General features: G+C 64.6%; 23 protein-coding genes. 16 read left to right on the plus strand and 7 right to left on the minus strand.

Annotated features, from left to right (window positions below):
* Nucleotides 1–6 precede the first annotated feature (6 nt).
* Nucleotides 7–1,947 (minus strand): flavin-containing monooxygenase, encoded by a 1,941-nt coding sequence (locus SKC41_RS18145; RefSeq protein ID WP_330979083.1) that lies wholly within the window; start codon nucleotides 1,945–1,947, stop codon nucleotides 7–9.
* Between the two features lie 245 nt (nucleotides 1,948–2,192).
* Here SKC41_RS18145 and pstS point away from each other — a divergent pair, with 245 nt between their 5' ends.
* The 3 genes from pstS (at nucleotide 2,193) to SKC41_RS18160 (ending at nucleotide 5,189) form a co-directional block, all read left to right on the plus strand.
* Nucleotides 2,193–3,302, plus strand: coding sequence for a phosphate ABC transporter substrate-binding protein PstS (gene pstS, locus SKC41_RS18150; protein ID WP_330979546.1), 1,110 nt, complete (start codon nucleotides 2,193–2,195; stop codon nucleotides 3,300–3,302).
* Between the two features lie 174 nt (nucleotides 3,303–3,476).
* Nucleotides 3,477–3,941: a hypothetical protein gene (locus SKC41_RS18155; protein WP_330979084.1), complete on the plus strand. Its 465-nt coding sequence runs from the start codon at nucleotides 3,477–3,479 to the stop codon at nucleotides 3,939–3,941.
* Nucleotides 3,942–4,058: 117 nt separating this feature from the next.
* On the plus strand, nucleotides 4,059–5,189 hold the full coding sequence (locus SKC41_RS18160; RefSeq protein WP_330979085.1) for a nitronate monooxygenase: 1,131 nt from the start codon (nucleotides 4,059–4,061) through the stop codon (nucleotides 5,187–5,189).
* A 6-nt stretch (nucleotides 5,190–5,195) separates the two neighbouring features.
* On the opposite strand, the gene SKC41_RS18165 is transcribed toward SKC41_RS18160, so the two are convergent.
* Genes SKC41_RS18165 through SKC41_RS18175 form a run of 3 tightly spaced genes read right to left on the minus strand, consistent with a single transcriptional unit; the run spans nucleotide 5,196 to nucleotide 6,179 of the window.
* Nucleotides 5,196–5,429, minus strand: coding sequence for an Rv1893 family protein (locus SKC41_RS18165; protein WP_330979086.1), 234 nt, complete (start codon nucleotides 5,427–5,429; stop codon nucleotides 5,196–5,198).
* A 55-nt stretch (nucleotides 5,430–5,484) separates the two neighbouring features.
* A complete protein-coding gene (locus tag SKC41_RS18170) occupies nucleotides 5,485–5,784 on the minus strand; it encodes a hypothetical protein (RefSeq protein ID WP_330979087.1) in 300 nt (99 codons plus the stop codon).
* The gene (locus SKC41_RS18175; RefSeq protein WP_090602432.1) at nucleotides 5,781–6,179 is read right to left on the minus strand and encodes a hypothetical protein; all 399 of its coding nucleotides are present in this window, start codon (nucleotides 6,177–6,179) and stop codon (nucleotides 5,781–5,783) included. Before SKC41_RS18175 ends, SKC41_RS18170 begins: the two co-directional genes overlap by 4 nt.
* A gap of 301 nt (nucleotides 6,180–6,480) precedes the next feature.
* Between SKC41_RS18175 and SKC41_RS18180 the strand changes: the two genes are divergently transcribed.
* From SKC41_RS18180 to SKC41_RS18195, 4 genes are all read left to right on the plus strand, one after another.
* Complete coding sequence (locus tag SKC41_RS18180; RefSeq protein ID WP_330979088.1) at nucleotides 6,481–7,767, plus strand: cytochrome P450; 1,287 nt, start codon at nucleotides 6,481–6,483, stop codon at nucleotides 7,765–7,767.
* Between the two features lie 26 nt (nucleotides 7,768–7,793).
* Nucleotides 7,794–8,807, plus strand: a complete 1,014-nt coding sequence (locus SKC41_RS18185; RefSeq protein ID WP_330979089.1) for an alcohol dehydrogenase catalytic domain-containing protein — start codon at nucleotides 7,794–7,796, stop codon at nucleotides 8,805–8,807.
* A 13-nt stretch (nucleotides 8,808–8,820) separates the two neighbouring features.
* Nucleotides 8,821–9,381 (plus strand): YceI family protein, encoded by a 561-nt coding sequence (locus SKC41_RS18190; RefSeq protein ID WP_330979090.1) that lies wholly within the window; start codon nucleotides 8,821–8,823, stop codon nucleotides 9,379–9,381.
* A 96-nt stretch (nucleotides 9,382–9,477) separates the two neighbouring features.
* Nucleotides 9,478–10,407: a class I SAM-dependent methyltransferase gene (locus tag SKC41_RS18195; protein ID WP_330979091.1), complete on the plus strand. Its 930-nt coding sequence runs from the start codon at nucleotides 9,478–9,480 to the stop codon at nucleotides 10,405–10,407.
* A gap of 4 nt (nucleotides 10,408–10,411) precedes the next feature.
* Here the strand turns inward: SKC41_RS18195 and SKC41_RS18200 are convergent, their stop codons facing one another.
* Nucleotides 10,412–11,533 carry a DUF7159 family protein gene (locus SKC41_RS18200; protein ID WP_330979547.1) on the minus strand — a complete coding sequence of 374 codons (1,122 nt, stop codon included), beginning with the start codon at nucleotides 11,531–11,533 and terminating at the stop codon, nucleotides 10,412–10,414.
* A 638-nt stretch (nucleotides 11,534–12,171) separates the two neighbouring features.
* Between SKC41_RS18200 and SKC41_RS18205 the strand changes: the two genes are divergently transcribed.
* The 7 genes from SKC41_RS18205 to SKC41_RS18235 all read left to right on the plus strand — a co-directional run bounded on the left by SKC41_RS18205 (nucleotide 12,172) and on the right by SKC41_RS18235 (nucleotide 17,457).
* Entirely contained in the window at nucleotides 12,172–13,161 is a 990-nt protein-coding gene (locus SKC41_RS18205; RefSeq protein ID WP_330979092.1) for an esterase family protein, read from the plus strand.
* 13 nt (nucleotides 13,162–13,174) lie between these two features.
* The gene (locus SKC41_RS18210) at nucleotides 13,175–13,762 is read left to right on the plus strand and encodes a chorismate mutase (protein ID WP_330979093.1); all 588 of its coding nucleotides are present in this window, start codon (nucleotides 13,175–13,177) and stop codon (nucleotides 13,760–13,762) included.
* A 133-nt stretch (nucleotides 13,763–13,895) separates the two neighbouring features.
* Complete coding sequence (gene rpfC, locus SKC41_RS18215) at nucleotides 13,896–14,306, plus strand: resuscitation-promoting factor RpfC (protein ID WP_330979094.1); 411 nt, start codon at nucleotides 13,896–13,898, stop codon at nucleotides 14,304–14,306.
* 37 nt (nucleotides 14,307–14,343) lie between these two features.
* The gene (locus SKC41_RS18220) at nucleotides 14,344–14,817 is read left to right on the plus strand and encodes an SRPBCC family protein (RefSeq protein WP_330979095.1); all 474 of its coding nucleotides are present in this window, start codon (nucleotides 14,344–14,346) and stop codon (nucleotides 14,815–14,817) included.
* Nucleotide 14,818: 1 nt separating this feature from the next.
* Nucleotides 14,819–15,652 carry an SDR family oxidoreductase gene (locus tag SKC41_RS18225; protein ID WP_330979096.1) on the plus strand — a complete coding sequence of 278 codons (834 nt, stop codon included), beginning with the start codon at nucleotides 14,819–14,821 and terminating at the stop codon, nucleotides 15,650–15,652.
* Nucleotides 15,653–15,662: 10 nt separating this feature from the next.
* The gene (locus tag SKC41_RS18230) at nucleotides 15,663–16,079 is read left to right on the plus strand and encodes a lipoprotein LpqH (protein WP_330979097.1); all 417 of its coding nucleotides are present in this window, start codon (nucleotides 15,663–15,665) and stop codon (nucleotides 16,077–16,079) included.
* Between the two features lie 55 nt (nucleotides 16,080–16,134).
* Entirely contained in the window at nucleotides 16,135–17,457 is a 1,323-nt protein-coding gene (locus tag SKC41_RS18235; protein WP_330979098.1) for a cytochrome P450, read from the plus strand.
* Here the strand turns inward: SKC41_RS18235 and SKC41_RS18240 are convergent.
* Entirely contained in the window at nucleotides 17,454–18,368 is a 915-nt protein-coding gene (locus tag SKC41_RS18240) for a dienelactone hydrolase family protein (protein WP_330979099.1), read from the minus strand. The two genes, SKC41_RS18235 and SKC41_RS18240, sit on opposite strands and share 4 nt — an antisense overlap.
* Before the next feature lie 80 nt (nucleotides 18,369–18,448).
* Between SKC41_RS18240 and SKC41_RS18245 the strand changes: the two genes are divergently transcribed.
* Together SKC41_RS18245 and SKC41_RS18250 are read left to right on the plus strand one after the other, a co-directional pair.
* Nucleotides 18,449–18,892, plus strand: a complete 444-nt coding sequence (locus SKC41_RS18245) for a limonene-1,2-epoxide hydrolase family protein (RefSeq protein ID WP_330979548.1) — start codon at nucleotides 18,449–18,451, stop codon at nucleotides 18,890–18,892.
* Nucleotides 18,893–20,808: 1,916 nt separating this feature from the next.
* Nucleotides 20,809–20,982 carry a 5'-phosphate oxidase gene (locus tag SKC41_RS18250; RefSeq protein ID WP_330979100.1) on the plus strand — a complete coding sequence of 58 codons (174 nt, stop codon included), beginning with the start codon at nucleotides 20,809–20,811 and terminating at the stop codon, nucleotides 20,980–20,982.
* A 988-nt stretch (nucleotides 20,983–21,970) separates the two neighbouring features.
* Here the strand turns inward: SKC41_RS18250 and SKC41_RS18255 are convergent.
* The gene (locus SKC41_RS18255) at nucleotides 21,971–22,285 is read right to left on the minus strand and encodes an adenylate/guanylate cyclase domain-containing protein (protein ID WP_330979101.1); all 315 of its coding nucleotides are present in this window, start codon (nucleotides 22,283–22,285) and stop codon (nucleotides 21,971–21,973) included.
* Between the last annotated feature and the right edge of the window lie 167 nt (nucleotides 22,286–22,452).

Raw genomic sequence — 22,452 nt, forward strand, 5'->3', positions numbered from 1 at the left:
GTCGAATTACGAACTGCGGCGTCGCACAATAAATTGGGACCAATCGGGCTCGCGCACCGCGGCCCAGTATTCGTTGAGGCGCCACGGGCTGACCGTGTGGATCTCGCCGTCGGCGTTCTTGAAGTAGGAGTGTTTGACCGCGGGATGCGACCACACCATCTTCTTGATCTGGGTCTGCGTCCGTTGGTGCCAGTCGGTTGCGGCTTCGGCCCTGGGTTCCATCGAGTGCACGTCGACGTCGGCCAGTCGTGCGAGGCACTGGTCGATGTAGCGCATCTGCAGTTCGGACTGGAAGATCAGGCTGCCGCCGTGGGCGAGGTGGGTGCCGGGCCCGTAGATGATGAAGAAGTTGGGGAAATCCGGAACCGTGATGCCCAGGTAGGCATACGGGCGGCTCCCCCACATTTCGTGTAAGTCAATTCCGTTGCGGCCGGTCACTTTTAGTGGCCACAACACGTCGGTGTGCCGGAAGCCGGTGGCGTAGACGATGATGTCGACCTCGTGCTCGACCCCATCCTCGGTGACGACGCCGCGGGGCGTGATCTGCTGGATCGCGGTGCGCACCAGTTCGACGTTGTCGCGCTGCAGGGTCTGCAGCCAGCTGCCGTTGTCCTGCAGCGTGCGTTTGCCGCAGGCGGGATAGTCGGGCATCACCTTGGCCAACAGCTCTTGGGAGTCCGGGCCGTCGCCGACCTGGCTGGTGATCCACTGCGAGAACATCATCGCCGCGGCGGCATTGATGTCGCTGACGGCATCGTCGCCCGTGTAGTTCGGGTCGCCTTCGGCGGCGTCGAGGCCCTTGTCCGAGCCGGGCCACAGGACGAGGAAGCGGTACCACCGTCCGTAGAACGGCAGGTTACTCATCGCCCAGCGCACGCCGTCACCGACTTCGTCGTGGTACATCGCGTTGGGGAACATCCACTGGGCGGTCCGCTGGAACACGGTGAGGTGCTCGACGTCCTCGGCGATGGCCGGCGCGATCTGGAAACCGCTGGCGCCGGCGCCGATCAGGGCGATTCGCTTGCCGCTGACGTCGACCGAATGATCCCAGGCCGCGGAGTGAAAAGACGGCCCCGCAAAGCTTTCGGCGCCAGCGAAATCGGGGATCTGCGGCCGGTTGAGCTGGCCGACCGCGGTGATCAGGGCACGTACCCGAAGCGTGCTGGTCTGTCCGTCGGCGGCGCGCAGCGTGACGTTCCAGATTCCGGCGTCGTCGTCCCATTCGGCACCGAGAACCTCGGTGTTCCAGCGGATGTGCTCGGCCAGGTCGTGCTTCTTCATCACCTTGGTGAAGTAGTGCTGCAGCTCGTCTTGCTCGGCGAAGAAGTGTGTCCAGTCGTTGTTGGGTTCGAAGCTATAGCAATAGAAATGGTTGGCCACATCCACCCGGGCTCCGGGATAGCTGTTCTCCCACCACGTCCCGCCGGGCCCGGCGTTCTTCTCCACGATCGTGAATCCGATATTGGCTTGCCGAAGGCGGACGCCGGCCAGCAGCCCTGATTCCCCGCATCCGACGACGAGGACCGGGAGTTCGGCGGCTCGCTCGGCCGGTATTGCCGCCGGGCGGCGTGGGTCGGCGCCCTCAAGGTCCAGTTCCTCGGCGACCAGGGACTGGTAGTCGTCGGGAACATGTTCGCAGGCGGCCCAGTCCATCATTTCCCGGATGAGTTCCGGGCTCAGTGGCTCCGGCTCGGGGCAGCCGCGGTCGCGATATTCGGTGATCACGGTCAGCGCCTCGGCGCGGGCACGGGCCTTGTCCTCCTCCGACATGAACCCCTGCACCTCGTTGAGGAAGATGCCCATCTGCTTGTAGTCGCGAATGAAGCGAGGGTCGCCGGTGATGTGGACGAGCGACAACAGCAGCGTGGGAATGCTGACGTCTCGCAAGGCCGCCGCGATGTCCGGCGTTGAGGTGGTGAAAGGGCGGCCGGAGTAGGGGCTTCGCATCGAGCCATTCCTTTCGTGGACGGGGGGACGCTATTACGCTACTCAGCGTTTCGTAATTGGCAGCACTACGCTACCCGCAGGCGACGGAGCGGATCAAGGGTCGTCACTTCCTCGACGTCGGATGGCAAATTTTGGCAGGTGTGAACCTTGTTAATATCTGCTTCGTGACTGCCAGAGATGGCTGGTTAGTGCGCCGCGGACAGCGCGGCGGCGCTCCCGTTTCGTCGCGACAGATGGGAACGGAATTGAAGCGCAACCGATTTGGCACCGCGCTCAGTGTTGCGGTCACCGGTGCACTGCTCTTATCAGGATGCGGCGGCGACAACAATGCCGCGGGGAATTCGACAACGCCGACCTCGCCGGTGAAGGTGAATTGCGGTGGGAAGGCGAAGCTGAAAGCGAGCGGATCGACGGCGCAGGCCAACGCAATGACCCGGTTCATCAAGGCGTTCGAACAAGCGTGCCCCGGTCAGACCCTGGACTACACCGCGAATGGCTCGGGTGCCGGGATCAGTGAATTCACAGGCAACCAAACCGATTTCGGCGGCTCGGACTCACCGCTGGCTGGCAGTGAGTACGCGGCGGCCCAGGAGCGTTGCGGCTCACCGGCGTGGGACCTGCCGGTGGTATTCGGGCCGATCGCGATCACCTACAACGTCAAGGGCTTGAATTCGCTGAATCTCGATGCTCAGACGGCGGCGAAGATCTTCAAGGGAACCATCACCACGTGGAACGATCCCGCGATCCAGGCACTCAACAAGGGCGTGACGCTGCCGGCCGAACCGATTCGCGTCGTGTTCCGCAGTGACATGTCCGGGACCACGGACAACTTCCAGAAATACCTCGACGCCGCGTCCGGGGGCGTGTGGGGAAAGGGTGCCGGGAAGGCGTTCAACGGCGGTGCCGGCGAGGGCGCCAAAGGCAACGACGGCACCTCGTCGGCGGTCAAGGCCACCGAAGGGGCGATCACCTACAACGAGTGGTCGTTCGCCGAGGCGAAGAATCTGAACATGGCGAAGATCGTCACCCCGGCCGGTCCGGATCCGGTATCGATCAGCGCCGACTCGGTGAGTAAGACGATCTCGGGCGCCGCCGTCATCGGCCGGGACAATGACATGGTGCTCGACACCGTGTCGTTCTATAACCCCACGCAGTCCGGCGCCTACCCGATTGTGATGGCGACCTATGAGATCGTCTGCTCGAAGTACGCGGACCCGCAGGTTGGCACGGCGGTGCGCGCATTCTTGGAGAGCGCGCTCGGTGCCGGCCAGGAAGGCCTGGCGGACAACGGATACATACCGATTCCCACCGCATGGAAATCGTGGTTGTTGGCTTCGGTCAATGCGGTCGCGTGACGCTGTAGTGCAACCTGTTCCAATCGGCGGATGGCCGGCAGATTCGCCGGACCGAGGTCTGTGACTATTCGGCCTGCTGCGAAACAATAAAACGACTTGTCGCCGGTGCGCGGTCGCGCGGCCGACGGTGTTGGTCGACGCGCCCGCCTTGGCGCGAACCGGAGGTGGATGAGCATGACCGCATTGCTCACCGCCTGCAGCGGCTTCCTCTTCGCCGTTTTATGGATGGATCTGATGTTCGACGTCCAGGTTCTGTTACATCGATCGGCCGGCGAGGAATTGCCCGAGCCGGTGCTCGCTTCCATCGCGGGGTATTACCACCGCGCGACCACCACGTCGCGCCCGATGAGCCGGCTGATCGCGGTGGTGATGTTGATTTTGTTGGGCGCGTTCGGATTTCAGGCAACCTTGGGGCGCGATCCCGCTTGGGTACTGGTGCTGTCGGCCGGGCTTGCCGGCATCCCGATCATGCTGGCGATGACGCAGACGGTTCCCGACGCGATCCGGCTGGGGCAGCGCACCGACAGCGCGGCCGAGCAAAGCCGCCTGGCGCGGTCGGTCTGCCGCGATCACCTGGTCTGCGTCGGGTGCATGCTTGCGTTCCTGCTCCTGTGGGTGGCCCGGGCCCTGGTGATCTGACGCCTGGGGGCGACGCGTCGTAGTTGCGGTGTGCTAGTCAGGGGCCCCTGGCCACGTCATGGGCGCGCGTACTAAACTAGAACACGTTCCAATTCGGCCAGCATCCCAGGAGTTGTAATGCACACCCCTATTTGCGACGAACTCGGCATCGAGTTCCCGATCTTCGCCTTCACGCACTGTCGCGATGTCGTGGTGGCGGTCAGCAAGGCCGGGGGGTTCGGCGTGCTCGGAGCGGTGGGCTTCACGCCCGAGCAGCTCGAGATCGAGCTCAACTGGATTGACGAGAACATCGGCGACCATCCATACGGCGTCGACATCGTGATCCCGAACAAGTACGAGGGCATGGACTCGGGCCAGTCCGCAGAAGAACTCGCCGAGACGCTGCGCAAGATGGTTCCGCAGGAGCACCTGGACTTCGGCAAGAAGATCCTCGCCGACCACGGCGTGCCGATCGAGGACAGCGACGGCGACACCCTGCAGCTGCTCGGGTGGACCGAGGCAACGGCCACGCCGCAGGTCGAGGTGGCGCTCAAGCACCCGAAGGTGAAGATGATCGCCAACGCGCTGGGCACCCCGCCGGCGGACATGATCAAGCACATTCACGAGGCCGGACTCAAGGTGGCCGCGCTGTGCGGCTCCCCCTCGCAGGCGCGCAAGCACGCCGATGCCGGCGTCGACATCATCATCGCCCAGGGCGGCGAGGCCGGCGGGCACTGCGGCGAGGTCGGCTCGATCGTGCTGTGGCCGCAGGTTGTCAAGGAGGTGGCCCCGGTCCCCGTTCTCGGCGCCGGCGGCATCGGCAGCGGCCAGCAGATCGCCGCGGCGTTGGCGCTGGGCTGCCAGGGCGCGTGGACCGGCTCGCAGTGGCTGATGGTCGAGGAATCCTCGAACACGCCGGTGCAGCAGGCGGCCTACGTCAAGGCCGGCAGCCGCGACACCGTGCGCAGCCGGTCGTTCACCGGCAAGCCGGCCCGGATGCTGCGCAACGACTGGACCGAGGCGTGGGAGAAGCCGGACAACCCGAAGCCCCTCGGAATGCCGCTGCAGTACATGGTTTCCGGCATGGCCGTGCGCGCCACGAACCGCTACCCCAACGAGTCCGTCGACGTGGCGTTCAACCCGGTCGGTCAGGTCGTCGGGCAGTTCAGCAAGGTGGAGAAGACCTCGACCGTGATCGAGCGCTGGGTGCAGGAGTACCTGGAAGCGACCAACAAGCTCGACGAGCTCAATGAGGCGGCCAGCGTCTGATCGAGGCTAGTCCTCGTCGACCTCGTCTACGTCGTACTTGCCGCCGGTAAAGACTTCCTTGGTTCGTTCCACCGCGTGAGTCGCGATGTCGATCGAGTTCTCGACGATGCCGCTGACCCCACCCTTGAGGTCGCCGCGGATGATGTCGCCGGCGTTTTCGACGATGTCCGAAGCCTTTTCGACGGCATTGGTCGCGATGTCCTTGACCGCGTCCACGGCGTCTCTGGGGTTGACCGCCACCGGAATCTCCTATCGTTGCGGGACTTGGAAAGAACTTCGGTACGACTTTAGAGGGTCAGTAATTGACCAGCGAGCGCCAATAGTCCTCGGGGATCTCGGCGCCGGAGCGCAGGATTCGCGCCAGCCCGACGGCCATCGCGATCCCGAGCAGACCCAGCCATAGCCCCGCCAACCCGATCACCGCCCAGAGCGCGGCGGTGACGGCGGGCCACGGCGACAAGACCGCGAGCACCGGAGCGAAGAAGAAGCCCGTCCCGATGTACCAGGCCGAGCCGGCCCGGTCGGACGCCAGCACGAAACGCAGCCACCGGGGTATCGGACTGTGCGCCGGCCGACGTTCGCGCATGATCGTCATCCCGAAGGCGGGAAGAACCCCGCGCCGGTAAACCATCCCTCTTGCCACCCTTGCGCGCCCAGGCAGAGCATCGGCAGTCCGCGGTCCGACTGCGCCGCGGTCTGCGGACCCGGGCACTTGGCGCCGGCCTGCTGTACTCCGTACAGCGGGTACGAGATCACCCAGTAGCCGGTGGTCGCCGGCGGGAACTGGTTAGGCGGCGGGAAGTGACAGGCCTCGGCCTGGCCGCTGGGGCCGCGTCCGAAAATGAAGCGTTCGTAGTTGTCGCACGGTGCACCCAGCGAGGCCTGATAGTTCATGTTTGGGACGTCGCCCTCGTAACCGGCTGCCGCCCCCGGCGCCACGCTGATGGCCCCACCCGTGATCGCAGCGACGGCGAGTACCTCGCGAATCATGCGCCTCCCACCCTTCCGTTACCGTCACCTGCCCCTCGGTGCGCCGGTGACCTGGACAAAAGCATATCGATTGTGTCGCGGGCCACAAGGCCCGGCCGACCGGCCGCCGGCTGCGCACCCGCCGCCCGGCGTCGCGGCCGGGCCGTCCGGCGCCGGGACGGCGTCGTCACCACTCATCGCCGCTGAACATGTTGCAATTTGGTCGGTCGATGTTGTGTCAATCCTTCCCAACGGTGGTGTTGCAGTGGTTTATTTGGCACAAGACATACGACTAGAAGACTTCGTATCGAGGAGTGGGGCCTTGTCAACTACTGAGACGACCACCGGGCCGATCCCGAATCTGCCTCCGGGCTTCGATTTCACCGATCCGGACATCCACGCCGAGCGATTGCCGGTGGAGGAATTGGCCGAGCTGCGACGCACCGCGCCGATCTGGTGGAACGAACAGCCCGACGGTTGCGGCGGGTTCGACGACGGCGGCTTCTGGGTGGTCTCCAAACACAAGGACGTCAAAGAGATTTCGCTGCGCAGCGACGTGTTCTCCAGCCTGGAGAACACCGCCTTGCCCCGCTACCGCGAGGGCACGGTCCGCGAGCAGCGCGAGACGGGCAAGTACGTGTTGCTCAACATGGACGCCCCGCAGCACACCCACCTGCGCAAAATCATCTCCCGGGGCTTCACGCCCCGTGCCGTCGAGCGGCTGCGCGAGGACCTGAACGTGCGCGCCCGGCAGATCGTCGAGACCGCGGCCGCCGAAGGCTCCGGCGATTTTGTCGAGCAGGTGTCATGTGAGCTTCCGCTGCAGGCCATCGCGGGGCTGATGGGTGTGCCCCAGGAGGAACGCATGAAGCTGTTCCACTGGTCCAACCAGATGGTCGGCGACCAGGACCCCGAATTCGCCCGCAACGACGCGATGGGCGCCTCGGTCGAACTGATTACCTACGCGATGCAGATGGCCGCGGACCGGGCGCAAAACCCCGGCGAAGACATCGTCACCAAGCTGATCCAGGCCGACGTCGACGGCCACAAGCTCTCCGACGACGAGTTCGGTTTCTTCGTCATCCTGCTGGCGGTGGCCGGCAACGAGACGACCAGGAACTCCATCACCCAGGGCATGATGGCCTTCACCGATTTCCCCGATCAGTGGGAGCTGTACAAGCGGGAACGCCCGGCCACCACGGCCGACGAGATCGTCCGGTGGGCCACCCCGGTCACGTCGTTTCAGCGCACCGCGCTGGAGGACTACGAGCTGTCCGGAGTGCAGATCAAGAAGGGCCAACGGGTGGTAATGGTCTACCGCTCGGCCAATTTCGACGAGGACGTCTTCGAGGACCCGTTCACGTTCAACATCCTGCGCAATCCGAACCCGCACGTGGGATTCGGCGGGACCGGCGCGCACTACTGCATCGGCGCGAACCTGGCGCGCATGACCATCGACCTGATGTTCAACGCGATCGCCGACGCCATGCCCGACATCAAATCCGCCGGTAAGCCGGAGCGGTTGCGATCGGGCTGGCTCAACGGCATCAAGCACTGGCAGGTCGACTACCATACCAACGGGTCCGGGCAGTGCCCTGTCGCCCATTGACACACTGATCTGACCGGGGGTAGTCCTTGCCGACACATCAAGCCGTCCAAATGCGGTCTCCTGGCGGGTCGTTGGAACTGGCAGAGGTTCAGACGAAACCACCCGGCCGTGACGAGGTACGGCTGACGGTCACGGCTTGTGGCGTGTGCGGCACCGACCGTGCGTTCGCCAACGGCGGCTTCCCGAACATGACCTGGCCGCTCACCCTTGGGCACGAAATCGCCGGAACCATAGCCGAACTCGGTGAGGGCGTGGAGGGTTTCGCGGTCGGTGATCGTGTCGCCGTCGGCTGGTTCGGCGGAAACTGCAACCGTTGCGATGCCTGCCGCAGAGGGATCCTCATTCACTGCGCGAACATGAAAGTTCCGAGCTGGCAGTACCCCGGCGGCTACGCGCAGTCGGTGACGGTGCCCGCCAATGCGTTGGCCCGGATACCGGCCGAGCTGTCGGATGTGGAAGCGGCCCCGATGGGCTGCGCGGGTGTCACGACGTACAACGCATTGCGTCACACCAAGGCTTTGCCCGGTGACCGGGTCGCGATTCTCGGCGTCGGCGGACTCGGGCATCTCGGGGTGCAGTTCTCCCGGGCGATGGGCTTCGAGACCATTGCGATTGCCCGGGGCAGTGCCAAGGAATCCGATGCCCGGAAATTGGGCGCCCATCACTACATCGATTCCACCAGCGGTGACGTCGCGGAAGCGTTACAGGCGCTGGGCGGCGCGACGGTCGTGCTGGCCACCGCCTCGAACTCCGCGGCCATGGCCGACACCGTCGGCGGGTTGCTGCCCAGGGGCGAATTGATCACCATCGGCGTCACCACGGATCCGCTGCCGATCAGTCCGGTACAGCTGATCACGCCGGGTGTGAGCATCGTCGGGCATCCGTCCGGCACCTCGAAAGACATCGAAGACACCATGCATTTCGCGGTGCTGTCGGGGGTGCGGGCGTGGATCGAGGAGTTGCCGCTGGCGCAGGCCGCCGACGGCTACGCGGCGATTGAGCAAGGGCGAGCGCACTACCGCACCGTTTTGACCATGTGAATACAGTCGGGATGTGACCCCGGAAAGAGGCTCGGTGTGGACGCTCGACGCCGCTGACGGCGAACTGCAGCTGCGTACCGGTGTCAAGGGCCGGGCCGCGCGGATGGGCCATCGCCTCACGATCGCGATGACTCGCTGGCAGGCGACGGTGCGATGGGCCGGCTCCGATCCCGTTGCGGCCGAGCTCGCGGTCGAGGCGGACTCGTTCGAGGTGGTCGGCAGCCAGGGTGGCGTCAAGGGCCTCTCGGGTCCGGAGAAAGCGCTGGTTCGGTCGAACGCGTTGCGCTCGTTGGGCGCCGATCGCTTCCCCGAGATCCGCTTCTTTGCCGACGTCATTGAGGAGAGCGAGAACGGCTACCTCCTCACCGGCACGCTTCAGATTCACGGCAAACAGCACGAACACGTAATCGATTTGCACACAGAGGATCTCGGCGATTCATGGCGAATGTCCGCCGAATCCACGGTGCGTCAATCCGACTACGGCATCAAGCCGTACTCGCTGCTGATGGGCTCGGTGCAGGTCGCCGACGACGTGACGCTGACTTTCACCGCGGTTCACGCCAAGGACGATTGAGCTCCACCGGCACTACCCATCGGCGCGTGTATCCTCGGTGAGGATTAGTTACCGCCGCTAAATATCTATTGCCTTGTCTCGTCGAAAGGGATCAAAATGCCTCGTACAGAAAACGATTCGTGGGACCTCGCGACCAGCGTCGGGGCGACGGCCACCATGGTGGCTGCCGGCCGGGCCGTCGCCACAAGGGCCGACCGGCCGCTGATGGACGATCCCTTCGCCGAGCCCCTGGTGCGGGCCGTGGGTATCGAATTCCTCGCGCGATGGGCCAACGGGGAGATCGACGCGGCCGATATCGACGTCGCCGACGAGGCGTGGGGTTTGCAGCGGATGGCCGATCTGATGAGCGTCCGGACACCGTACTTCGATGCGTTTTTCCGGGACGCGATGGACGCGGGTATCCGTCAGGCCGTCATCCTGGCGTCGGGGCTGGATGCGCGGGCCTACCGATTGTCTTGGCCGGCGGGGGCGACGGTGTTCGAGATCGACCAGCCCGAGGTGATGCAGTTCAAGAACTCCACGCTGGCGGATCTGGATGCTCGGCCGACCGCCGAGCTGCGCGTGGTGCCGATCGATCTGCGGCATGATTGGCCAACAGCATTGCGCGAAAACGGTTTTGACGCCGACCAGCCCAGCGCTTGGATTGCCGAGGGGCTGCTCGCGTTCCTGCCGCCGGATGCGCAGGATCGCTTGCTGGACAACATCACCGGTCTCAGCACACCCGGAAGTCGGCTTGCTGCCGAGATCTTCGGTAACCGGCCGGACGAAAACGGTGAGCCGGCGCCCGACATGGTTGCGATCGCCGGCGAGCGTTGGCGTGCGCACGGATTCGATGTGCAACTCGCCGACTTGCGCTACGACGTCGAGCGCAACGACGTTGCCACATACCTGGATCGCCACGGCTGGCAGACGGAATCCAAGACGCTGAATGAATTGTTCGCGGCCAACGGCCTAGCCGAAATACCCGCGACCGCAGGAAGTTTGGCCGACGGCACCTACTACTGCACCGCGATTCGGCAGCCCTAGGGGCTTACGGCTGTGACGGCGCGACGGGCGTCGTCGGATCGCCGGTGTCGCCGGGGATGTGTTCGAGCACCCTGGTCAAGTACGGCTGCGGGCCATTCGGGTCGGGCTGCTGCTCGGCCGCAACGCCCTCATCCGGTACGCCGGGCTTCGAAACCGGTTCACCGGCGGCAGCCGGCCGGGGCGCGGGAGGCTCGGCCGCCGGCGGTGCCACCGCGGGCGTCACGGCTTCGGCAACGGGCGGCGTCTGCTCGTGCACGACATGCGTGCCCGCGGCGCGTCCAGCCTCGGGAGCAAACTGAATGCCCACGGCAACCGCCAGCGACGAGACAAAAGTGATGGCGCCCGCGGCCAACGCGGTCACCGCGCCGGCGTAGGACAAGTGCCCGGGTCGCCGCGGCGCCGCGGCCGGGGTGGGTTCGCTGATCTGCGGGATCAGTCGCTCGTCGGTGAACTCGGTGCTTCGGGCGGCGGCCAGCGCCGCGCCGCGCGCGACTGTCACCTGCGCCATGGTCTGGGCGAAGACCGGCACCGGCAAAGCCTTTTCGAGTTGCCAGGAAAATCCATCGATGTCGCTGTCCGCGCCGACGACGACTACGGCGCCCGGGCGCCATCCGCTGCGGTCGAACATTCCGGTCAACCAGGAGCGCAGCCCGTCGAAGCCACCGGTGATGTGCTTGACCACCGTTTGGGTGTCGTCGTCATGGGTGTCGACCATGACGACCGTCGCGCATTCGTGTTCGAGCACGCACACCGCGGTCTGCTCGTACCCGATGACGGGCGCGATCGCCCGCGCCAGGGTCTCGACCGCCTCGAGCAGTCGAACCGGCACCACGTTGTCGAACCCGGCGTCGGTCAGCGCCTCCAACAGCAGTGCGGCCTGGGCGGCCGCCTCGTCGTTCCAGGTCACCCCGACAACGCGCAGATGGTGATCGCTCGAGCTGGCCTGCGCGTCCACCCGCAAGACCTCTTGTGCCACCTGCTCTGCGGTACCCACGGCGGCCACGCCGTCTTCGGCGTGAAGCATCGATTCCTGGTGGTCCAGGATGGTGCCATCGGCGCCGTGTCCCTCTGCGAGGACCCACCCGAAGGTGGTCGGCGTCAGTGATAGCCCTAGTACCGTGTCCAAAGTTTGCACCTCAATCATCCCGGACTCCGCAGCCCTGCCGAACCGTCACGCACCATCAAGTCCGCGGCGCGGTGATTCGTGAGGGCCGGAACGGACCGGTTAGCGTTCGGTCTCCATCGGCTTGCTCCGAGAGAGCCTACGCGGTCGTGGAGGGTTCGGCTGCACCGATCTCAGATCCGGCGAAAACTCGCGCGTACCCAAACACCGGCGACGGAATCGAACTAATTGTCGACCGCGTCAAGCGGCCCGGCACCGGCTCACCGGCGGCGGTCCCCCGTCGTACCACGTGTCAATCCCCCTCACCGTCCGTCCGATTGGCGGGCAGCGTGGCGCGTGTCGAAATCGGCGGTCCCCCGTAATTGCCAACGTTTGTAGCCGACGTTGTCACATACCACTTGCCGAGCGCCTCGCTTTTACTGCGCACCCGCTACCTGGCGTTTTGCGCGACCGGAGCGCCGAAGGAGGACACGGAACCGGGCGCGGGCTATCGCGATCAGTTATCGCGCACGCACAATTTTTGGCGCCAGCCGAAACAAAACCGGGATGACAACGCGTCCCAATCGACATTTCAGCTATTTACACGGTAAATTCTGCCGAGGGCACCACGCGACTACGTACGACCGACAAGGGGCGCAGGTATGACAGACGTGAGCGAGAAGATCCGGGCCTGGGGGCGCCGGCTTTTGGTCGGTGCGGCAGCGGCTGTGGCCCTGCCGGGTCTGATCGGTCTTGCCGGAGGCGGAGCCACCGCGAGTGCATTCTCGCGACCTGGCCTGCCCGTCGAATACCTGCAGGTGCCGTCGGCAGGAATGGGCCGCAGCATCAAGGTTCAATTCCAGAGCGGCGGCAGCGGCTCGCCCGCGGTGTACCTGCTCGACGGGTTGCGGGCCCAGGATGACTACAACGGCTGGGACATCAACACCCCCGCGTTCGAGTGGTACTACAAGTCCGGGCTGTCGATCGTCATGCCGGTTGGCGGACAGTCGAGCTTCTACACCGACTGGTACCGCCCGGCGTGCGGCAAGGCCGGCTGCTCGACCTACAAGTGGGAGACGTTCCTGACCAGCGAACTGCCCGGGTACCTGTCGTCGGAGAAGGGCGTCAAAGCCAACGGCAGCGCGGCGGTCGGTATCTCGATGGCGGGTGCCTCGTCAATGAACCTGGCGATCTACCACCCCGCTCAGTTCGTCTACGCCGGTTCGCTGTCCGGCTACCTCAGCCCGTCCACCGGGCAGAGCTGGATCGGCCTGGCGATGGGTGACGCCGGCGGCTATAAGAAGGAAGACATGTGGGGCCCGGACAGCGACCCGGCATGGCAGCGGAACGACCCGTTGGTCAACGTGGGCCAGCTCGTCGCCAATAACACCCGGCTCTGGGTGTACTGCGGCAACGGGACTCCGAACGAACTGGGCGGCGCCAACCTTCCGGCCACGTTCCTCGAGAGCAACTTCATGATCGGCGTCAACAAGAAGTTCCAAGACGCCTACAACGCCGCGGGCGGCCACAATGCCGTGTTCAACTTCCCCAACTACGGAACCCACAGCTGGGAGTACTGGGGCGCGCAGCTGAACGCGATGAAGGGTGACCTGCAGAACACCTTGGGTGCGACCCCCGGAGGCGGTGGATAACCCCTATCGTCCGATGTCACTACTGCGCTTGACGGCAATCGTCAGGCGCAGTAGTGCGTTAAGGGCACTGCTGGCCGCGCTGCCTGCCGCCACGCTGCTGGCTACCCAGGCGCGAGCCGACACGAGCGCGCTGACGGAGCTGGTCGATGCGGCCGCGCAGCGCTTGCAGGTTGCCGAGGCGGTGGCCGCCTACAAATGGAATGCCCACGTTGCCGTCGAGGATCCGGACCGCGTGCAACAGCAACTCGCCAAATTGAGCGCCGATGCCGCCGGTGAGCACATCGACCCGAACTACGTCAGCCGGGTGTTCGGGGACCAGATCAACGCCACCGAGGCGATCGAGCACACCCGGTTCGCGGAGTGGAAGCTCAACCCGGCGAGCGCGCCCGCGGGTGCGCCCGACCTGTCGGTGTCACGGTCGACGATCGACGGTCTCAACCAGACGATGCTGAACCAGATCGTGGTCCACTGGGACCTTCTGCACTCGCCGGCCTGCGGCCCGCAACTCGACGCCGCGAGGGTCTCCGTGACCCACGCCCGCCTGTTAGACAGGCTCTATCAGCAGGCCCTGGCGCTGGCGACTCAGTCTTATTGCACTTAACAATCTGGCCTGCGACAAGCCGTCGTTGGTGGGTGACAGGCCAATTTCAATGCCATAGAAATGCCATAAATTTCTTATCTCGTGAATCAATCAAATCGGTAACGCTTTCTGCACACGTGACGAATTGCTTGACATGAGAAACTTGGGGAAGCCTCTCGTGAAGTACGCCGTCGTCGGCGGTTTCATCGCAGCGACGCTTGGCCCGGCGACCGCCGAGGCCGGCGCGGCGCCCACTCCCAACTGGGACGCAATCGCGCAGTGCGAGTCCGGCGGCAACTGGCATGCTAACACCGGAAACGGAGCATATGGCGGGCTGCAATTCAAGCCGGACACCTGGGCAAGTTACGGCGGCGTCGGCAATCCTGCCGCAGCCTCTCGTGAGCAGCAAATCGCGGTTGCCAACCGGCTTTTCGCCGACCAGGGCGTGGAGCCGTGGCCCAAGTGCGGTGCCAACTCGGGCCTGCCGATCGGGTGGTACTCGCACCCCGCCCAGGGCATCAAGGAGATCATCAACGGCCTCATCCAGGCAGCCGTCCCGCACTGATGATCAATTCGGGCGCGGCCTAGGTTCACGCTCAGCCATGTGTTTGGATCGGGCCATGGAAGGTTCGGCGACAGTACATATGGCGGCACCCGCGGACAAGATCTGGAACTTGATTTCAGATGTCCGCAACACCGGGAAGTTCTCGCCGGAGGTCTTTGAAGCCGAGTGGCTGGGTGATGCGACAGGCCCAGCCCTCGGTGCCAAATTCCGCGGCCATGTTAAGAGAAATGAGATCGGCCCGGTTTATTGGACGGTCTGCAAAGTAACCGCCTGCGAGCCCGGCCGCGAATTCGGCTTCACGGTCTTACTCGGCGACAAGCCGGTCAATAACTGGCACTACCGTCTGGCGCCGTCCGGTGCCGGCACAGACGTCACCGAGTCGTTCCGGCTCAGCCCCGCGCCGTGGCTCGGGATCTACTGGTTGTTGGGCGGCTTTCTGCGTAAGCGCCGCAATGTCCGCGACATGACCAAGACGCTGAACCGCATCAAAGATGTGGTCGAGGCGGGCTGAGGTGAAATCCGTTTTCATCACCGGCGCGGGCAGTGGGATGGGCCGTGAAGGGGTCAGGCTCTTCCACGCCAACGGATGGCGGGTCGGCGCCGTGGACCGCAATGCCGACGGCCTGAGCGGGCTCGCCGGGGAGCTGGGCGACGAACGCCTGTGGACACGCACCGTCGACGTCACGGTCAAGGCGGATCTGGAGGGCGCCCTGGGCGACTTCTGCGCCGGCAATGCCGGCGGCGGGCTGGACATGATGTGGAACAACGCCGGGATCGGTGAGTCCGGCTGGTTCGAAGACGTGCCCTACGACGCCACGATGCGCGTCGTCGAGGTCAACTACAAAGCGGTGCTGACCGGCGCCTACGGCGCACTGCCCTATCTGAAGAAGACTCCGGGCAGCCTGATGTTCTCGACGTCTTCATCGTCGGCCACCTACGGGATGCCGCGCATCGCCGTCTATTCGTCGACCAAGCACGCGGTCAAGGGTCTGACCGAAGCGCTGAGCGTGGAATGGCAGCGCCACGGTGTGCGCGTCGCCGACGTGCTGCCCGGTTTGATCGACACCGCGATCCTGACCACGACGCCCAACCATTCCGCCGACGGCGGTGCGCCGATGACCGGTGAGCAGTTGCGCGCCACCGCGCCGAAGAAGGGCTTGATGCGGCTGATGCCGGCGGCCAGCGTGGCCGAAGCCGCGTGGCAGGCTTATCACAACCCCAAGCGGCTGCATTGGTACGTGCCGAAGAGCATTCGGATGATCGACCTGCTCAACGGCCTGAGCCCCGAGTTCGTCCGAGGTCGCATCGCCAAATCGCTGCCGGGGCTGATGCCGAAGCGGCAGTAGAGGAGCTGGAATGGCGCAATACGGGTGGATCGCGGCCGCATGTGTGCTGGCCGCCGGCGTCACGGGCTGCGCGGAGCCCCAGACCACGCCGCGTGCCGCCGCGCATCTGACCATCAACGGGGCCGCCCATGCGGCGCGTCCGCCGGCGTGCACGCAGCTGCAGTCCTACCGGACCATCAACATTCCCGACCGCGACGGCCAGGTCGAGGCCGTGGTGCTGCTCAGCGCTGATCGGGCCATCCCGCAATGGGTGAAGATCCGCAACGTCGACGGGTTCACCGGAAGCTTTTGGCAGGGCGGGGTGGGCGACGCGCACGTCGACGTCACCAACAGGGCGTACACCATCACCGGCAGCGCCTACGGCATCAACAGCAGCAACCCCAACAAGGTCATCACCACGGACTTCAAGATCACCGCGGAGTGCTGAGAAGAAATCCGGCCTAGGCTTTTTCCAACACCAGCTGTCTGCCCAGGGAGGCGCCGTGAAGGAGTGGTTGCACTGGCTCGCGATGCACGGGTTCATTCGGGGCGTCGCGTCCCTGGGGCTCCGTCGCGGTGACATGCAGGCCAGGCTGATCGCCGACCCCACCGTGGCCGCCGATCCGGTGCCTTTCTGCGACGAACTCCACGCGATGGGCCCGATGGTGCGCAGCCGCGTCGGCTATCTGGCGGTCGACCACGAGGTCGTCCACAGCCTGCTGCGATCCGACGACTTCCGGGTCCTGGTGCTGGGATCGAATCTGCCGGCACCGGTGCGGTGGCTGGAGCGCCATGCGCGCGACGATCTGCTGCATCCGCTGCGCGCCCCGTCGCTGCTGGCCACCGAGCCGCCGGATCACACCCGCTACCGCAAGACGGTGTCGGCGGTGTTCACGTCGCGGGCGGTTGCCGCGCTGCGTGACCGAGTGGAGGAAACGGCCGCCAACCTGTTGGACGAGCTGGCCAACGAGTCCGGTGTGGTGGACGTCGTCGGGCGGTACTGCTCGCGACTTCCGGTCGCCATCATTAGCGACATCTTGGGTGTGCCCGAACAAGACCGGCCGCGCGTCCTGCAGTTCGGCGAACTGGCCGCTCCGAGTCTGGACGTCGGATTGCCGTGGCGCCAATACCGCACGGTCCAGCAGGGGATCGCCGGATTCAACGCCTGGCTCGTCGACCATCTGCAGCACCTGCGGCGCTCCCCCGGCGACGACTTGATGAGTCAGCTGATTCAGACCGCCGAAAGTGGCCCGGCGGAAACACGGTTGGACGAAACCGAACTCATCGCGATTGCCGCGCTGGTGTTGGCCGCCGGCTTCGAAACCACGGTTAACCTGTTGGGCAACGGAATTCGCATGCTGCTCGACGCGCCCGAGCATCTCGAGACGTTGCGTGAGCGTCCCGAGTTATGGCCCAACGCCGTCGAAGAGATATTGCGCCTGGACTCACCGGTACAACTCACCGTGCGCAAGGCCGTTAACGACGTCGAGCTGGTGGGTAGGCCGATCAACCGAGGCGACGTGGTGTTGCTCTATCTGGCTGCCGCCAACCGGGATCCGTCCGTGTTCCCCGATCCGCATCGGTTCGACATCGAACGCTTTAATGCGGGAAGGCATCTCGCGTTCTCCGGGGGCCGGCACTTCTGCCTGGGCGCCGCTCTCGCCCGTACCGAGGGCGAGGTGGGACTTCGGGCCTTCTTCGATCGCTTCCCCGAGGTGCGGGCGGCCGGTGCCGGGACCCGCCGGGACACCCGGGTGCTGCGGGGCTGGTCGAATCTGCCGGTGGCGCTCGGGCGGGCGCAATCGATGGCTCCCGTCGACGTCTAGGGATTCAGGTAGCGGCTCAGCCAGTCCAACAAGCGCTGCCAGGCGTCGGCCGCGGCGGTGGCGTTGTAGCGGGGACCGGTGTCGTTGAAGAAGGCATGGTCGGCGCCGGGTTCCACTACCAGGTCGTTGACCAGACCGAACCGGTCCAAGGCGGCCTTGGCCGCCGCTTGCGAGCCGGTGACCCGGGTGTCCAGCGCACCGTAAATCCCCAGCACCGCCGCCTTGGATCCGGTGAAGTCGGGGTTGGGCGGCAACGGCCCGTAGAACGGCACGGCAGCCGACACTCCCAACGCGCCGGCGGCCAGCAGCTGCCACACCAGTCCCCCACCGAAGCAGAAACCCACCACCCCAACCTTGCGCGCGGGTGCGCGAAGTTTCACTTCGGCGACGCCGGAGTTCATGTCGTGAATGAACTGTTCCGGCGCGATGGCGCTGAGCGCCGCGGTCGCCTCCGCGGGATCCCGGAACGCGTCGGTCCCACCTTGCTCCGAGAGCAGGTCGATCGCCAGCGTCGAATACCCGGCCCCGGCCAGCCGGCCGGCAACCGATCGCACCCAGTCGTTGAGTCCCTTGTTCTCGTGGATGACCAGTACGGCGCCCTTGGCATCGGCGGCCTGCGCCCAAGCGCCTTGCAGTCGACCCGTTGACCCCGCCCACGATATCGGCGATGTGGGCAGTGCCTTTGCCATGCCGGGCGGTTGTGCTGAGCCAGTTGAGGTTTCGGGTGCCGGCGCGGGTTTCGGGGTCTCGTCCTGTTCTGCAACCGCGGAGCAGGCGGCGAGCAGTGCAGCCGCCGCCGCGGTCCCCAACCCGAGCAGTGCTAGCCGCCGCATGGCCTCGCGTCTGGTCAGCAGGCCGTCGATGTGGTCGGTCGCGATCTCGTCGGCGATATAGCGCTTCAGCGGGTTCACCTTCGCGAGTATCCGCTGCGGCATCGTGGTTGACACCCGTGCGGGGAGCGAGTTTATTTGCCGCTATGACAGAAGTTTCTATGATCGCGGTCGAAGATGTCGTACTCGGGCTGTGGCGAGCGCTTTCGCGGCGGGATTGGGATGCGGTCAAGACGTTCTTGGCAGACGACTGCCTCTACGTCGACATGCCGGTTCCCGCGGTGTCGGCGCGCGGGCCCGAAGACACCGTGAAACGCCTCAAAATTGGACTCGAGAACTTGGCGGGCTACGAGAACCACGACGGTGTGCTGCTCTCCAACGGCACCGACGTGATGTATGAACACTCGGAAACCTGGACGTTCAGCTCGGGGGAACAAGGCGTGCTGAGATTCGTCACGGTACATAAGGTCGTCGACGGCAAGATCACGGTCTGGAAAGACTATTGGGACATGAACAGCCTGGTCAGCTTCGCGCCGCCGAACCACTTCGAGGCGTTGGCGAATGCCGATACGTCCTGGGTTTTCGATGCTACAGGTCTGATCTGAACCGTCTTTCATTCGCTAATGGACAAATTACGGAGCTAGTGGTTACCCGTGAGTATCATCTAGCGGGATACAGCAGATCTCGGTTATGATCTGCACCGGCCGAATCGGTCTGAATGCGGTGGTGGGCGCCTTCAAGCCAGCTATTTGTTGTTCGGAGTCGGGAGCGGCCATTTTTTGGGCCTCCTGACGCCGCGACCCGGCTTGGCCAGAGCCGGGTGATAACTGGATGAATGGAGTGCAATGTCGCGCATAACCAGCAGAATCGGTGTCGCCTTGATCCTGGGCTTCACGGCCGTAACGGCTTCCGGATGTTCGCCGGTCCTGTCGCTTTTCTCCTTCTAATGCCCTGATACGCGAGGAGTCTTCGGCGCTTCGGGCCGTCGTCGGCGAACCGGCCGGTGTTCACCGACGACGAGTCCAACGCCGCAGTAGGGCGGCGCGGATATCTCCTGATTTCCGACGCCCGCGGGGCATATGAGTTTGCTACGCACGGTGTCGCAGGGTGCGGATCCAGGCCCATTTGTTGTGTTCATTGACAGCCGCAGTTACTTGCGGATACCTGGCACAACAACCTCTCTTGGCTAGCAAGTGCATCGGTTCGGGTTTGAATGCGGTGGTCCGGGCCTTAGTTTCAGCTACCGGTTTGGAATGGCCTTCTCGCGCCTCCTGACGTCGCTGCCACTCCGGCTCTATTTGAGCCGGGTTAGACTTCGATGAACGGAGTGCCCAACGGCAGCCGCATTCAGCAAATTCGGCCTCCCCCAATCTCGCCTCTGCCGCGATGATGACCTCCGGATGCTCGCCGACGTATTCGTCGATCTCTTTCTGAGCGCGAGATGCTCCGACAACCTTGTTGGGTTTTCGGCAACGCGGATTTTTGCGGAGATCATTTCGCCCCGTCGACTTTATATCGGATAAAAGTCCACTTCATCACCCGTTTCCGGTGGTCATCCGCGCCTAGACGTTGTTCGCCTCCGCGACACGTGCTCATTACTTCTTGGTAAAGGTGGCATGTCTGCCAGATCTCGGGTTAGTATCGGCACCGGCCGAATCGGGTCTGAATGCGATGGTGGGCGCCTTCATGCCAGCTAATTGTTGTTCGGAGTCGGGAGCGGCCGTTTTTTGCGCCTCCTGACGCCATAAGCCCGGCTCCAACCTGAGCCGGGTGGAAACAGAGACGAATGGAGTGCGTTATGTCACGTGTAACCAGCAAAATCAGTGTTGCCGTAATCCTTGGCTTTACCGCGGTTGCGGCGACCGGATGCACGCCGGTGTTGTCGCTCATCAACATCTCGACGTAAGCCCGCGTGGCTTCTCGCGCTGCGCACCTCTCACACGTCGGTCAACACTCACTGAGTGGTTTGCTACGGTTCGGGGTCCTGCACGACATGACGCCCTCGGGTAGGCATCATGTGTGTCCGCACGGTGCGGGTCGTCGCCGCGCGCAGCGGGCAGGCATACGGGGCCGGCTGATCGCCTGCGGGGGTTAGCGAGCGCGGCTGGTGCGCCAAGCACCGCACGCCGGCACGTTCACAGCGTGCCTAGCGCTGTTGTCGTCTGTCCGGGCCGGGGGTTGATCCGCGGCCCGGACAGACTGCGCCCTGAGTGCCGCTCAGAGGCCGTCAGCGCCATCGTGGCGGCCGCGGCGACCGGGTAGGAGCATCCATAAACGGCAGTTCCCCATCGCCCGCGTGCGCCTGGCTAACTACTCGTAGGGTGTGATGCACCTGCCGACGTCGAACTCGAGCGGCCACTAGGGGGAAGAAGAGGGGGTTCCTAGCTCACCGTGTTCGAAATGGATTTCGTCGTGCTGGGCACCAGCTGAAACGGGATCCACAGTGTCCATCGGCCTACCGCTACATACGGCGTGATGATCTGCGACGCTTCAATTACATCGCGACGGGGAGGAGGACGTGATGCCGCGTTTTGAAACCGAAATGGAGGCCTGCCCGCATTGTCGACGGGCAGCCGAGGCGACGGTTGAGTACATCCGCGACAGCGATGGCAAGGTCATCCGCAAGCGGGTGCGCGACATTAACTGCCGTTACGCCGACTGCCCGGGCAATGAAGTGCCGCCGCACTGGAGCTAGCCGTCCTTGCTCATCGTGAAAGCAGTCTGAGAACCGCTCGCGGCCGCGTTGTGGCGTCTCGGAGTAGCCCGGCGTAGCCCCGAATTGGGCCCTTGCGGCCGCGGACACGCGGTGTCGCCGCCCGACTTTCCGGTCGCGCCCGGACCGCATCCTTTGTGCCAGTCCATTTCCCAGTGATCTTGATTTGAAAAGCATTGTGCGACAACAGATTTAGAAGCGACATACCGCTTGCCTGGGAGGCGCCTCAGAATCGTACCGATTGAATGCAAGAGGCGAAAAAATTTGCGGCGATTTCGGGAAAACACTCGTGATCAAGCTCTTTGGCGTCGTATTGTACGTGTGTCTCGGGCAGCAGATCGGCTCTCTGGTAACAGATTGTCCTTAGACGAACGGGGGCAACACCATGTCACGTCTCAGCAGTAAATTTGTCGTCGCCTTGATCCTCGGCTTTACCGCGCTTACGGCATCAGGGTGCACGATCCCGCTCACCATCGACCCAGGTGGCTCCGGCCTAGTCTTCACGCCGTAGCACCGCGCTCACCAATCGTGGGGTGACTCCGCGATAATCCCTGTGCGAGCAGGGATTATCGCGGATCCCTCGCTTTGGACCCCTGGGCCCAGCCATCGCGTGCTCGGTCGGCGGTCTTTCGACAGGGATGCATACCACGGCAGCCCCTATCGCGGATACGTTCTATCCCAACGCCTTTGGGCGTCTGCACGTGCGTGCGGGCAGGGTGTGTTCGTTGGGGGGTAAGACGCGAACGAATGTGCCGCCGTCAGCTCGGCAGCGCTGTGGTGCAATAGCTTTCGGCGCGGGTGTCCGGTGACCGTCACGCGTCGGGCGCAGCGCAGCGGTGCGCCCTGAATCGGTTGGTCCCTAGCCTGGAATGCAGGTGAATTGACCGCAATCAATGGTGAGTGGGACCGTGCGGATTTCGTGGTGTGGACGCGCACCACGGAGGACGGCGTCGGCGCCGCTGAGGGGTTTTTATCCTGCCTGCCAATGAGTTTCGTGCCGGCGGTGCCATTTCGTCCATTGCGCCAACTGCACGGCGACCACATGAAAAACCGTCGCTATGAAGCTAATTCGCGCAGCACACAAAAGCCGCACGGGGTCACGCTTGCCTTTGACCTTCACCCAGCCATGCCGGCTGACCCGGGCGCTCGTATCGAGCGCCGCCGAAGTGCTGGGGCCGACCACCACCTGACCCGGCTCGGCCAGGTTCTGCAGCCGCGCGGCCAGATTCATGGGGTCCCCGATCGCGGTGGAGCTGCGCATCTGCTCCGCGCCGATGTTGCCCAACAGTGCCGGCAAGCCCGTGCTGCGGCGGCGTCCGGTGCCACCTGGTCGACACGGTCGCGGCGCGCCGGCACGTCGACCATCTCCACCAGCGCCACGGCGTAATCGCGCCGTAGATCGGCGATGGTCTGCTGGGTGGCCAGTGCATCGAACAGCCCGCAAAACGGCGA

Source organism: Mycobacterium sp. 050128, assembly GCF_036409155.1.
In the GTDB taxonomy this organism is placed as follows: Bacteria; Actinomycetota; Actinomycetes; order Mycobacteriales; family Mycobacteriaceae; genus Mycobacterium.